The sequence below is a fragment of the Streptomyces sp. MK37H genome, assembly GCF_018035285.1.
Classification (GTDB): domain Bacteria; phylum Actinomycetota; class Actinomycetes; order Streptomycetales; family Streptomycetaceae; genus Streptomyces; species Streptomyces endocoffeicus.
Genome location: NZ_JAAAYH010000021.1, coordinates 1 through 13,915 on the forward strand (window position 1 = coordinate 1; position 13,915 = coordinate 13,915).

Below are 13,915 nucleotides of genomic sequence, written 5' to 3' on the forward strand. Positions count from 1 at the left end.
CGCACTCCGCCACCCGCGCCGCGAACACAGGCGACACCTCAAGCAGCTCCGCACCCATCCCCACCCACTGCGAACCCTGACCGGGGAAGACCAACACCGGACCCACACCACCCGTCAACGCCGCCGCACCCGACTGCACCACACCCGGATGCGACACACCCCCCGCCAACGCCTCCACGGCGGCCAACAGCTCCCCACGGTCAGCACCCACCACCACCGCCCGATGCTCAAACACCGACCGCGCCGTAACCAACGACCACCCCACATCCACCGACGACAGCTCGGACGCACCGCCCACCCACTCAGCCAGGGCGGCGGCCTGGCCACGCAACGCCTCCACACTCCGCCCCGACACCACCCACGGCACCACCCCACCCACCTCAGAGGACACCGCCGGCACATCCTCCTCAGGAGCCTGCTCCACGATCAGATGGGCGTTCGTACCGGAGATGCCGAACGACGACACCGCCGCACGGCGGGGCCGCTCCAGGTGAGGCCATTCCACCGGCTCATTCAGCAGCCGCAGCCCGCTGCCCTCCCATTCCACATGCGGGGTGGGCTCGTCCAGATGCAGGTTCGCGGGCAATCCAGGGTGCCGGAGTGCCATCACCATCTTGATCAAGCCCGCCACACCGGCCGCCGCGTGCGTATGGCCGATGTTGGACTTCAGCGACCCCAACAGCAGTGGCCGGTCGGCGGGGCGGTTCCGGCCGTACGTGGCGATCAGGGCCTCGGCCTCGATCGGGTCGCCGAGTTTAGTGCCGGTGCCGTGTGCCTCGAGGGCGTCCACATCGCCCGGGCCCAGCTGGGCGTTGGCCAGTGCCTGGCCGATGACGCGTTCCTGGGCCACGTCGTTGGGCGCGGTGAGGCCGTTGCTGGCACCGTCCTGGTTGATGGCCGAGCCCCGGATCACCGCCAGCACCCGATGGCCGTTGCGCCGCGCCTCCGACAGCCGCTCCAGCACCACCAGGCCGACACCTTCGGAGAAGCCGGTGCCGTCCGCGTCGGCGGCGAAGGACTTGCACCGGCCGTCCGGGGCCAGTGCGCGCTGCCGGGAGAACTCGGTGAACATGATGGGGGTGGCGAGCGAGGTGACACCGCCCGCAAGGGCCAGGGTGCACTCCCCCTGCCGCAGTGCCTGCACCGCCAGATGCATGGCCACGAGCGAGGCCGAGCACGCGGTGTCCACCGTCACCGCGGGCCCCTCCAGACCGAAGGTGTAGGCCACCCGGCCCGAGATCACACTGGTGAGCCCGCCCGTAGTGGCGTAGCCCTCGAATCCCTCGGGGATGCGCGGGGCGCGGGACAGATAGTCCTGGCTGGACACACCGGCGTAGACACCAGTACGGGACCCTTTCAATGACACCGGATCGATACCGGCACGCTCCAGGGATTCCCAAGCCATCTCCAGCACCAGCCGCTGCTGCGGGTCCATGGCGAGCGCTTCCCTGGGGCTGATGCCGAAGAACGCCGCGTCGAACCGGTCCGCCTCGACGAATCCGCCCTGGCGGACACAGCTGGTGCCGTAGTGCTCCGGATCGGGGTGGTAGAGGTTCTCCAGGTCCCAGCCACGGTCCGTCGGGAAGTCCCCGATCGCGTCCACACCCGAGACCAGCAGTTCCCACAGCTCCTCCGGGGAGGTGACCCCGCCGGGAAAGCGGCAGGCCATGCCGACCACGGCCACCGGCTCGTGGGAACGCTCCTCCACCTCGCGCAACCGCAGACGCGTATCGTGCAGATCGGCGGAAACGCGCTTGAGATACTCGACCAGCTTCTCTTCGTTCGCCATGAGGGTCACCCGGCCTTCAGCGATCGTCGCGCCCGGCACATTCAGGACACACCAAGCTCGTTGTCAATAAACTCAAGGACCTGATCCGCGGAGGCGGACTCCAGCCTTTGGGCCGCGCTCATTTCATCCGTCGGCTGCCGTGGCAAGTGCGTACTCGGAGGGACGATCGCGGTGGGGGTGGCGTCGGTGCCGTCGGAGGTCAGCCGTCGCACAAGGTGGTGGGCGATGCCTTCCGGGGTCGGATGTCTGAAGATCAGGGCCGCGGGCAGCCGCAGGCCAGTGGCGGCCGCGAGGCGATCGCGCAGTTCTACGGCGGTCAGGGACTCAAAGCCCAACTCCTTGAAGCTGGCGTCGGCGTGGACCGCCTCGGCATCGGTGTGCCCCAGCACGGTGGCGGCGTGGTCGCGCACCAGGCCGAGGAGGGTGCGATAGCGCTCCACGGCCGACAGACGTGCCAGCCGGGCGGCCCAGTCGACGGACGACGCTCCAGCGGCGGCAGCGGTGGCGCGCCGCCGTACGCTTCCGCCACCGGCACTCTCAGTCGCCACTCGGCCGGTGTTCAGGGAGCGCAGCTGAGCGGCGTCGGCGGGGCGCAGCACCAGCGCGTCGATCGTCAGCACCGGGGCGCCCACGGCATCCGCGACGACGACCCGCAGTTCACGCTCGCCCTTGGGCTCGGCGGTCTGGGGACGGGGGATGAGGCGGACGCGTACGGCGGTGGCCTCGGCCGCCCACAGGGACACACCGCTGATGGTGAACGGCAGCCACATCCGGCCGTTGTCCTCCTCCCTCTGAGTCCGGTCCATGCCATCCACGAGCAGCGTCGGATGCAGCGCCGCGTCCAGCAGGGCGGGGTGGATACCGAAGCGACCGGGCTCTCCCGCGGCCTCGGGCAGCTCCACATCGGCCAGCAGATCCGCGCCGTCCCGCCACACCGCGCGCAGCCCCTGGAACGCGGCTCCGTAGGCGTATCCGGATGCGGCGATCCGTTCGTAGAAGCCGTCGGTGTCCATCGGCCGCGCTCCCGACGGAGGCCAGGCCCCGGACAACTCCCCCGACCGGCTTTCCGGTACAGCGGGGCCGAGGACGCCCACGGCATGGCACATCCAGTCGGGGTCGCCACCCGTGCGAAGGCAGTCGTCGGGGAGGGAGTAGATCGCGATATCGCGGCGTCCGCCGTCGGCGGGTGGGCCCACCACCACCTGGACACACCGGCCGCCGGTCGCGGGCATCACCAGCGGCAGCCGCAGCGCGAGCTCCTCCACCACACCGCAGCCGGCCTCGTCGGCCGCCCGCAGCGCCCACTCCACCAGTGCGGCTCCGGGCACCAGGGCCACGCCCGCCACCACATGGTCGGCGAGCCAGCCGTGCGTCTGCGGGGAGAGACGTCCGGTCAGCACATGGCCGCTGCCATCTGCCAGCCGCACCGCGGCGCCCAGCAGCGGGTGGTCCGCGGCCACCAGGCCGAGGGCGCCGGGGTCCCCTGCGCGCCCGCCAGGGGCGTCCAGCCAGTAGCGCCGACGCTGGAAGGCGTACGTGGGCAGATCGACCGTACGGGGCGGGGGGTCGGCCGGGAAGGCGGCCGACCAGTCCACCTCGGCCCCGGCGATAAATGCCTGCGCGACCGACTTGGTCAGCTGGGCCAGGTCCCCGTGGTCGCGCCGCAGGGTGGGCACCGCGGCGGCGCCGATCTCGGCGTGCTCGAAGCTCTCCCGCATCGCCATGGTGAGGACGGGATGGGTGCTGGCCTCGATGAACACCCGATGCCCAGCCGCCAGCAGCGCCTCGACGGCATCGGCGAACCGCACCCGCTCCCGCAGATTCCGCACCCAGTAGTCCGTGTCCAGGATGGATACATCGGTCCGGCCACCGGTCACGGTGGAGTAGAACACCGCCCCGGACCCAGACGCCTCGACCGGCTCAACTCCCCTGAGCAGCTCGGTGAGTTCGTCGGCGATCTCCTCGACCTGGGGGCTGTGCGAGGCGTAGTCCACCTCGATCATCCGCGCCCGCTCGCCCACCTCCTGACACACAGCCACCACAGTGGCCACCTGCTCCGGCGGCCCGGACACCACCGTGGACTCGGGCCCGTTCACCACCGCCACCACGACCGCGGCGGCCCGGTCGCCGAGCCCGGTCAGCAGCTCCTCGGCCTGCTCGTGGCCCAGTGCCAGCGAGGCCATGGCCCCGCCCCCGGCGAGTCGCCGCAGGGCCCGGCTGCGCAGCGCCACGACCTTCGCACCGTCCTCCAGGGACAGCGCTCCCGCCACCACGGCCGCCGCGATCTCGCCCTGGCTGTGCCCCACCACGGCGGCGGGGCGCACACCGTACTCGGCCCATACGGCGGCCAGGGACACCATCGCCGCCCAGAGCACCGGCTGCACCACATCGACCCGGCTCAGCTCGGCGGCGCCTTCGGCACCCCGCAGGACATCGGTGAGCGACCAGTCGACGTGGGGCGCGAGCGCTCGTTCGCACTCCGCCACGCGGGCGGCGAACACCGGTGAGGCGTCCAGCAGTCCGGCGCCCATCTCGGCCCACTGCGAACCCTGCCCGGGGAACACCAGCACCGGGCCCGCGTCAACGGCCGCACCGGAGCGTGTGACGCCCGGGCCCACCACGCCGGGATGCGTCGCGTCGGCCGCCAACGCCTCAAGGGCGGCGAGGAGTTCGCCACGGTCCGCGCCGACCACCACCGCGCGGTGGTCGAACTCCGTCCGGGTGGTGGTCAGTGACCAGCCCACGTCCCGGGGCGACGGTGTGTCGTCGGCGGCCGTGTGGGCGGCCAGCTCCCGGGCTTGTCCCCGCAGGGCTTCGGCGCTGCGGGCGGACAGTACCCAGGGCACCGGCCAGTCGTCCTCGTCCGTCCGCGTGCCGCTGGGGGCGGGTTCCGGTCCGGGGCCCTGTTCCACGATCAGGTGCGCGTTGGTGCCGCTGATGCCGAAGGAGGACACGCCCGCGCGGCGGGGCCGTTCGTCGCGCGGCCACTCCACCGGCTCGGTCAGCAGCCGTACCGCGCCGCTGTCCCAGTTGACGTGGGGGCTGGGCGTGTCGATGTGCAAGGTGGCGGGCAGCAGTCCGTGCCGCATGGCCATCACCATCTTGATGACGCCCGCCACACCGGCCGCTGCCTGGGTGTGACCGATGTTGGACTTCAGCGAGCCCAGCCACAGGGGCCGCTCTTCGGGCCGCTCCCGTCCGTACGTGGCCAGCAACGCCTGCGCCTCGATCGGGTCCCCCAGGGTGGTTCCGGTGCCATGCGCCTCGACGGCGTCCACCTCGGACGGGGACAGCCGGGCGTCGGCGAGGGCCCGGCGGATCACCCGCTGCTGGGAGGGGCCGTTGGGCGCGGTCAGGCCGTTGGAGGCGCCGTCCTGGTTGACGGCCGAGCCCCGGATCACCGCCAGCACCCGGTGGCCGTTCCGCCGGGCGTCGGACAGCCGCTCCAGCAGCAGCAGGCCGACGCCCTCGCCCCATCCCGTGCCGTCGGCGGCGGCCGCGAAGGGCTTGCACCGCCCGTCGGGGGCCAGGCCCCGCTGGCGGGAGAAGCCGGTGAACATGCCGGGTGCGGCCATCACCGTGACCCCTCCGGCCAGGGCGAGCGCGCACTCGCCCTGGCGCAGCGCCCGCGCCGCGAGATGGATGGCCACGAGCGACGACGAACACGCCGTGTCCACCGACACCGCGGGCCCTTCCAGGCCGAAGGTGAACGCCACTCGGCCGGACACCACGCTCGGGGTGCCCCCGGTCAGCAGATGGCCGTCGAGCCCCTTGGGCGCTTCGTGCAGCCGGGGGCCGTAGTCCTGGGGCATCACTCCGACGAACACCCCGGTGGCGCTGGACTGGAGGGCGGTGGAGCGGATGCCCGCCCGTTCGAAGGTCTGCCACGCGGTTTCCAGCAGCAGCCGCTGCTGTGGATCGGTGGCGAGCGCCTCCCGGGGGCTGATCCCGAAGAACTCCGCGTCGAATTCCGGTGCGTCGTAGAGGAAGCCGCCCTCGTGGGCGTAGCTGGTGCCGGGGCGGTCCTGGTCGGGATCGAAGAGTCCGGCCAGATCCCATCCGCGGTCCCGGGGGAACTCCCCGATCGCGTCGACGCCCTCGGCCACCAGCCGCCACAGCGCCTCGGGCGAGTCGACGCCGCCGGGGAAGCGGCAGCCCATGGACACCACCGCGATCGGCTCTTCGGCGTGGCGCGCTGCGGGAGTCGCTGGCGCGCGCGGGGTGGCGGCAGGGGTGGTGTGGGCGCGCAGATGGTCGGCGACGGCCAGGGGCGTGGGGTGGTCGAAGGTGAGCGTCGCGGTCAGCGGCAGCCCGGTGGCGGCGCCGAGCCGCTCGCTCAGTTCGGTCGCCGCGAGCGAGTCGAAGCCCAGCTCCTTGAAGGTGAGGCCGGGATCGATGACGTCCGGCTCGGAGTGTCCGAGGACGAGGGCCACTTGGGTCCGTACAACCTCCAGCGGGTCCCGGTCCGGCCCCGTGTCGCCGGGCTCGGCCGTCTCTCCTACGGGCGCTGCCGGATCCGGGGCGGCCTCCGCCCCGGTGGCGTGAGCGCCCCGCGCGGTGGATTCGGGTGTGGTGCCGGGCCAGTAGCGGTCCCGCTGGAAAGCGTACGTCGGCAGAGGGACCCGCTGGCGGAGTCGCCCGGCGCAGGCACGATCCCAGGCCACCTCGGCGCCGCGGACATACGCCTGGGCCATGGCGGCGGCGAAGGTGCGTACCTCGGGGCGGTCGCGGCGCATCGCCGCCACCGCGGTCGGGCGTGGCCGCCCGGGGGCCGGTACGGGCCGTGCGGCGAGGCATTCGCGGGTCATGGCGGTGAGCGGGGCGTCCGGCCCGAGTTCGAGGAAGGTGGTGACACCGGCGTCAAGGAGGGTGTGCACACCGTCCATGAAGCGCACCGCGTGGCGGGCGTGCCGGGCCCAGTAGTCCGGTGCGGCGAGTTCCGAGGCGGTGGCGAGCCGTCCCGTCACATTGGAGACGAGAGGGATGGCCGGTGCGGAGAAGGTCAGTCCGGAGGCGACGGCACGCAGCTCGTCGAGCATGGTGTCCATGTGCGGCGAGTGGAAGGCATGGCTGACCTTCAGCAGCCGGGCCTTGCGGCCGCGCTCGCGCCACGCGGCGGTGGTCGCGCGGACGGCGTCGTGGTCGCCCGAAATCACCACCGACGAGGGCCCGTTGACGGCGGCGAGGTCCAGCTGGTCCTCCCACCCGGCGAGCAGTCCTGCGGCCTCGTCCGCGTCGGCCTGCAGCGCGGCCATGGCGCCCTTCGCCGTGATGGCCTGCATCAGCCGGCCGCGGGCGGCCACCAGGGTGCAGGCGTCGGGCAGGGTGAGCACACCGGCCACATGGGCCGCGGCGATCTCGCCGACCGAGTGGCCCATCAGATGGCCGGGGGTGAGCCCCCAGGATTCGGCCAGCCGGTAGAGGGCCACCTCAATGGCGAACAGCGCCGGCTGGGTGTACGAGGTGCGGTCGAGCAACGCCGCTCGCGGGGACGGGGGTTGGGCGAACATCACCTCGCGCAACGGCTCTGCCAACTGCCCGTCCAGACAGTCGCACACCTCGTCGAGCGCCGCGGCGAAGACCGGATAGGCGGCGTACAGCTCACGGCCCATGGCCGCTCGCTGGCTGCCCTGGCCGCTGAAGAGGACGGCGAGACCGCCGTCCGTGGCCCTGCCCCGCACCACTCCGGCGGTCTCCTTGCCGTTCGCCAGCGCGTCCAGTCCGCTCAGCAGCTCGTCGGCGCCCTCGCCGAGGATCACGGCGCGGTGGCCGAAGGCGGTCCGGGTGGTGGCCAGGGAGTGTCCGATGTCGGCCGGGGAGAGGCCGTCGTGGTCCGCCAGATGGTCCCGTAGCCGCCCGGCCTGGGCGCGCAGCGCCACGGGGGTCTTCGCGGAGACCGGCCAGGCCACCACGGGAGGCAAGAGGCCGTCGTCGGCGGGAACGGGCGCCGACGCGGGTGCTTCGCCGAGGACGAGATGGCAGTTGGTGCCGCCCATGCCGAAGGAGCTGACCCCGGCGAGCAGTGGTCGGTCCGGGCGGGGCCACTCGCCGAGCCGGTCCTGGACCCGCAGCCCGAGCTCGGTCAGCGGGATCCGCGGGTTCGGGGTGGCGAAGTGGAGGCTGGCCGGGAGCAGGCGGTGGGTGATACCGAGGGCGGTCTTGAGCAGTCCGGCGATGCCCGCGGCACCCTCGAGGTGGCCCACGTTGGTCTTGGCGGAGCCTACGAGCAGCGGTGTGCCGTCCGTCCGTACGGTCCCGAGCGCGGCGCCGAGCGCCGCCGCCTCGACGGGGTCGCCGACGGGGGTTCCGGTGCCGTGCAGCTCGACGTACTGAACCTGGTCGGGTGAGACTCCGGCCCGCCGGTGGGCGGTACGCACCACGGCCTCCTGGGCCGCCGTGCTGGGGGACGTCAGCCCGTCGGTGGCGCCGTCGTTGTTGACGGCGCTCGCGTGGATGACGCAGTACACCGGGTCGCCGTCGCGTACGGCCGCGGCGAGTGGCTTGAGGAGGACCGCCGCGCCGCCCTCACCACGGACGAATCCGTTGGCGCGGGCGTCGAAGGTGTGGCAGCGCCCGTCCGGCGAGAGCCCGCCGAACTGGGCGGCGGCGGCCGCCATGCTGTCCTCGGTGAGGATGAGGTTGACGCCGCCGGCCAGGGCCAGGGTGCACTCCTGGCGGCGCAGGCTCTCGCAGGCGGTGTGCACGGCCACCAGCGAGGAGGACTGTGCGGTGTCGACGGTGAGGCTGGGTCCGCGCAGACCGTAGCCGTAGGAGACCCGGTTGGCGATGATGCTGCGGTGGACACCGGTCATGGCGTGCCGGGTGGCCGCGGTGGTGTCCCGGCGCAGGAGGGCGGCGTACTCGTCCCAGATGGCGCCGACGAACACACCGGTCGGGGTGTCCTTCAGCGTTCCGGGGCGGATTCCCGCGTCCTCGAACGCCTCCCAGGCGAGTTCGAGCATCAGCCGCTGCTGCGGGTCCATGGCCGTGGCCTCTCGGGGCGAGATGCCGAAGAAGGAGGCGTCGAAGGTGTCGACGCGGTCCAGGAAGCCGCCGTACCAGGTCGGGGCCGACCGGTCGGAGCCGTCGCTGACGGGACCGTCGGCGGCCGCGCCATCGGCGGCCGCGCCATCCGTAGCGGGGCCACCAGTGGCGGAGGCGCCGGTCCGGCGGCGGTCGTCCGGCATGGCGGTGATGGCGTTTCCGCCCTGCCGCAGCAGCCGCCAGAAGGCCGACGGGCTGGGTGCGTGGGGCAGGCGGCAGGCCATTCCCACCACGGCGATGGGCTCCGCGTGCTGAGGTGTACGGGTGGGCTCGGCGCTATCCATCGCACCCCATACGGCGCTCGGAGAACGGCTGCGTGTTCGTGGTCATGGGCGGCACTCCCGCTCCGGATTGATGATCGGTGCGAGCACGTGGCCCATCGTGGGGCGCGGTTCTAAAGCAAGACCAAATAGGCCACGGCCGGTGACTTTAGAGACGCGTTACCGGAACCCCGGACGATCGCTTGAGCGGGTGAGCCTTTATGTGCCCTGGCCGACCCGATCTTTCGAGCACACAGGAGGAGTGCCATGACCTCTCCCTCGGCCGTGCCGCCAGGCGGCACGGTGTCGGACTACTACAGCTCGCTGGGCCCGCTTCTGCAGATGGCGTGGGACGACAACTTCCACTTCGGCTACTGGGACGGCCCGTCCGATACCCGTTCGGTGCAAGAGGCCACCGATCGCTTCACGGATCTGCTGATCGAACGGCTGCGGGTGGGGCCGGGAGACCGGGTACTGGATGTCGGCTGTGGTATCGGGAAACCGGCGATGCGGCTGGCGTCCGCCACCGGCGCCAATGTCCTGGGCGTCACGATCAGCGAGCTCCAGGTCAAACAGGCGACCGAATCCGCCCGGCTGGCCGAGCTGTCCGACCGGGTGGCATTCCAATACGCCGACGCCATGGCGATGCCTTTCGACGACGCGGCTTTCGACGCCGTACTCGCATTCGAATCGATCAATCACATGGACCGTCCGACGGCGCTGCGGGAGATGGCCCGTGTGCTGCGGCCGGGAGGCCGCGTGGTGCTCACGGATGTCACCCCGCCGAGCGACGGCAGTTATCAGCCGGACGACGATCCCGCCGTGGTCACCTCGCTGACCCGGCTGGAGGACTGGCCCGGTCTGGTCGGTGACGCCGGACTGGTGCTCGATGAGCTGACCGATGTCACCGAGAACACCAAGGACACCGCCAACCGCATGATCGACGGCATCCTGCGCTGTCGCCGGGAGTTCGAGGCGCGCCACGGGGTCAGCGTGCAGGAGGTGCTGGACGCCGCCAAGTCGGCGCTGCCCACCGTGCCCAGCGCCGGCTGCGCCATCGTGGTGGCTCACAAGCCCTGAATCGGCGGCAAACCTGACGGTTATTCGAGAAACCTTCATGGGTCCCGCGCAGACGGAATTCTCCGCTCCTCATCAAAGCGGCGCCAAGGGGCCCATGATCTCGCAAGGTGTGCTTGTCCCGGCCGATGCGATCCGCGTATTCTCTTTCACGGACTGCAACACCTCAAGTGCGGGATAACCGGACTCCGATCTTCCGGACCGTATTGCGAATACCCGCTCCGCACCGTCGAGGACGCCGCCTCGAGGGCGCGTATATCCGGATTCTAGGTGAGGTGGGTAGTCATAGGACTCGCTTACGATGTGGGGCACCTGCCGAAGGCGTCGATCTCGCCCATCCCCTGACTCCCCGGCAGGTCCGCGATAAAAGAGGGGTGAGTAATGGCAGTCGCGAACGGCGTGCGTCAGTGGATCCGGCGGCACCGCCCGTACCCGTCCAGTGCGGAGCGGCCGGACCACTTTCCACACGCAAGCGGCTCGGCAAGCGCCCACTTCCCATCCCCTTCGGGGCCGCCGGACTCCGGGGGCGTGACAATTCCAGCGCGCCACCCGGACGGCAAGGGCCGACGAACCGCATGGACCGCCAGAGCCCGGCCCGCACACGCGTTCGCCTCCGGAAGCAGACCGCCCTCGAAATCGAGAGAACACACAGACAACCCCGCGGGCAATTCCGGCAAAGGCGCCGACTGTCCCATGACAGCACTCGTCGGCGACTCGGATGGGGCACATCGTGCGATATGAGATCATGGGACCTCTCCGCGTAGTGGAAGAGGAGAGGAAATTAACTATCAGGGCGCGGAAGATCGAGGTCCTGTTGACCGTCCTCCTCGTCCGCGCCGATCAAGTGGTCCCGATCGACCAGCTCATCACGGAGATCTGGGGAGAGGATCCGCCGCGCCGGGCGATCGCCGGGCTCCATGTGTATGTCTCCCAGATCCGTAAGTTCCTGCGCCGGCCCGGCCAGAACGAAAGCCCCGTTATCACCCGCCCGCCGGGATATGTCCTGCGGCTGGGCCACGACCGCCTCGACTTCCACTGCTTCGAACAGCTGGTGTGCGAGGGCCGGGACCATCTGCGGGAGCGGCGTTACCAGCAGGCCACGGCGACTTTCGAAAGCGCACTCGATCTATGGCGCGATCCATTGCTGGACGACGTATGCCATGGGCCGATCCTCGAAGGCTTTCAGGCCTGGCTGAAGGAAGCCCGGCTGGAATGCATCGAGATGCTGACGGATTCCCGGCTCATGCTCGGCCGCCATCGCGAACTGGTGAGCGATCTGTATCAGCTGACCACCGAGCATCCCTTGCGGGAGGCACTGCACCGTCAGTTGATGCTGGCGCTCTACCGCTGTGGCCGCCGGGCGGACGCCTTGCATGTGTATCAAGCGGCGCGCAAGACGCTCAATGAAGAACTCGGGCTCGAGCCGTGCCGGGCCCTGCAGGACATGCAGCAGGCCATCCTCACCTCGGATGACCGACTGGAACTGCATGTTCCCGCTTGAGGAGGACCGCGTAAGGAGGTGGAGATATTGAGCGAACACGCCAGTTATCTGTCCGAGGGCAGTCCGATCGAGGTCGTCCTCGAAGGCGGACCGGACGATCTGCCCCGGGCATTCCGGACCGGGCGATCGACGCTCACCAGTAAGAAGCTCAAAATCCAGCACCGCGATGGATACGAGCACTTCGAACTCGTCAACGATTCCGCTGACATCACCACAGCGATCTTTCGCTGGACCATGCGTACGAAAATCGCCGAGTAGCCTCCATGGCTCCGGAACCCCGGGACCGCCGACCGGCCACCGCCGGCCGGCGGTCCCGGGGCGGGGGCCGTGGCCAGGAGGTCCGTATGCGCACTTCACAATGGCGCGGGGTCGTGATCGCCGCGCTCACGATGTCGACAGCCCTTGCCGCACTGCCCGCCGGGCCCGCGTCGGCCCGGACATCCGCCGGCCCCGCCACCAAGGTGGTGGACGGCCGCACCCAGCCGGTGTTCTCCTACGCGGATGCCGTGCGTGAGCACCTGATGGTCCAAACGCCGGTCGACAGTGACGGCGATGGCCACAAGGACCGGGTCGCGGTGGACATCATCCGGCCCAGGGAGACCCAGCAGGGTCTCAAGGTGCCGGTCATCATGTCGTCCAGCCCCTACAACGACACCGTGGGCCGTGGCTTCGAGTCGGAGCGGAAGAGCTACGACGCCCAGGGCAACCCGGCCAAGTTCCCTCTCTTCTACGACAATTACTTCGTGCCGCGCGGCTACGCCGTGGTCGATGTCGATGTGACCGGCACCGGTGGATCCGACGGCTGTCTGACGGTCGGCGGCGCCGCCGATGTGGCGGCCGCCAAGGCCACGATCGACTGGCTGGGCGGCCGCGCCACCGCGTACACGGCCGACGGCAGCGAGGTGAAAGCCTCCTGGTCCACCGGCAAGGCGGGCATGATCGGCCACTCGTACGAGGGCATGCTGGCCAACGCGGTGGCGGGCACCGGGGTGGAGGGGCTGGAGACCATCGTGCCGATCTCCGGAGTCAGCTCCTGGTACGAGTTCGCCCGCACCAACGGCGCCAAGCACTGGAACGGTTTCGCCTCGTATCTGACCACCGCGCTGGACACCGACCCGCCCCAGAAGTGCCAGGCGGTGCGCGAGCGGCTGCAGGCCGGTGAGGACGACACCACCGGCAACTACAACGCCCACTGGCATGAGCGCAATTACATCGCGCAGCCCGCACCCGAGGTGAACCAGGTGCGCGCGAGCGTCCTCGCCGCGCATGACATCAACGACTACAACATCCGGATCAATCAGCTCGCGAACTGGTGGGATGCGCTGGCCGAGCGCGGGGTGCCACGCAAGCTGTGGCTGGGCCGCTACGGCCACACCGATCCGTTCGACTGGCCCGGTCGGCGTGCGCAGTGGGTCGACACCGTGCACCGGTGGTTCGACCACTGGCTGTACGGCGTCCAGAACGGAATCATGGACGAGCCCCGCGTCGATCTGCAGACCGGCCCCGACACCTGGACGACCCAGACCGACTGGCCCGCGGGCACCTCCTCGGTCCCCCTCCACCCCGGGCCCGACGGCTCGCTGGCGCTGAGCCCCGCGAGCGGCACCGGCACCTTCACCGACACCAAGCTGAGTGAGGCGGATCTCACCGCGGACCCGTCGGCGAACCGTCCGGACCGGCTGGCCTTCGTCACCCCGCCACTGCGCACCGGGGTACGGCTCTCCGGTACACCCACCGCCGATCTGCGGGTCACACTCGACAAGCCGACGTCGAACCTCACCGCGCTGCTCGTGGACTACGGCGAGGACGAACGGATCGACTGGAACCGCAACGAACCCCAGAACCGGATCCACGACGGTCTGCGCGGGCTGGACGAGGAGTCCTGCCACGGGGAGAGCACCGCCCAGGACGACGCCTGCTACCAGCAGACCGCCAATGTGACGGCGCGCAGATCCTCCGAGGTGATCGCCCGGGGCTGGATGGACGCCCAGAACCGCCACTCGCTCACCGCCCCCGAGCCGCTGACGCCCGGCCGGTCCTACCGGATCACCTGGAAGACCCTGCCGGGCGACTACGAGATCAAGCCGGGCCATCGGCTGGGGCTGGTCCTCGGCGGCACCGACGCCGACTTCCTCTACTTCGAGGACCCGACCGGGGCGAAGGTGACGGTGGACCTGGGTGGCAGCCGGGTCACCGTACCGGTGACCGCCGCCGACAGGCTCCGCAACTCCCTTCGCTGATAGG

Annotated in this window: 6 protein-coding genes; 4 read left to right on the forward strand and 2 right to left on the reverse strand. The window is 70.7% G+C overall.

The window, feature by feature from the left end; translation table 11 throughout:
• Together GWI24_RS05550 and GWI24_RS05555 are read right to left on the reverse strand one after the other, a co-directional pair.
• A partial coding sequence (locus tag GWI24_RS05550) for a type I polyketide synthase (RefSeq protein ID WP_210944778.1) occupies positions 1–1,789 on the reverse strand: 1,789 nt, incomplete at its 3' end.
• Positions 1,790–1,830: 41 nt separating this feature from the next.
• Positions 1,831–9,117 (reverse strand): type I polyketide synthase, encoded by a 7,287-nt coding sequence (locus GWI24_RS05555; protein ID WP_210944779.1) that lies wholly within the window; start codon positions 9,115–9,117, stop codon positions 1,831–1,833.
• A 243-nt stretch (positions 9,118–9,360) separates the two neighbouring features.
• Between GWI24_RS05555 and GWI24_RS05560 the strand changes: the two genes are divergently transcribed.
• From GWI24_RS05560 to GWI24_RS05575, 4 genes are all read left to right on the forward strand, one after another.
• Positions 9,361–10,173 carry a cyclopropane-fatty-acyl-phospholipid synthase family protein gene (locus GWI24_RS05560; RefSeq protein WP_210944780.1) on the forward strand — a complete coding sequence of 271 codons (813 nt, stop codon included), beginning with the start codon at positions 9,361–9,363 and terminating at the stop codon, positions 10,171–10,173.
• 727 nt (positions 10,174–10,900) lie between these two features.
• Positions 10,901–11,671, forward strand: coding sequence for an AfsR/SARP family transcriptional regulator (locus GWI24_RS05565; protein ID WP_210944781.1), 771 nt, complete (start codon positions 10,901–10,903; stop codon positions 11,669–11,671).
• An 18-nt stretch (positions 11,672–11,689) separates the two neighbouring features.
• Positions 11,690–11,929, forward strand: coding sequence for a DUF5988 family protein (locus GWI24_RS05570; protein WP_308343497.1), 240 nt, complete (start codon positions 11,690–11,692; stop codon positions 11,927–11,929).
• 86 nt (positions 11,930–12,015) lie between these two features.
• The gene (locus GWI24_RS05575) at positions 12,016–13,911 is read left to right on the forward strand and encodes a Xaa-Pro dipeptidyl-peptidase (RefSeq protein ID WP_210944782.1); all 1,896 of its coding nucleotides are present in this window, start codon (positions 12,016–12,018) and stop codon (positions 13,909–13,911) included.
• The last annotated feature ends 4 nt before the right edge of the window (positions 13,912–13,915 follow it).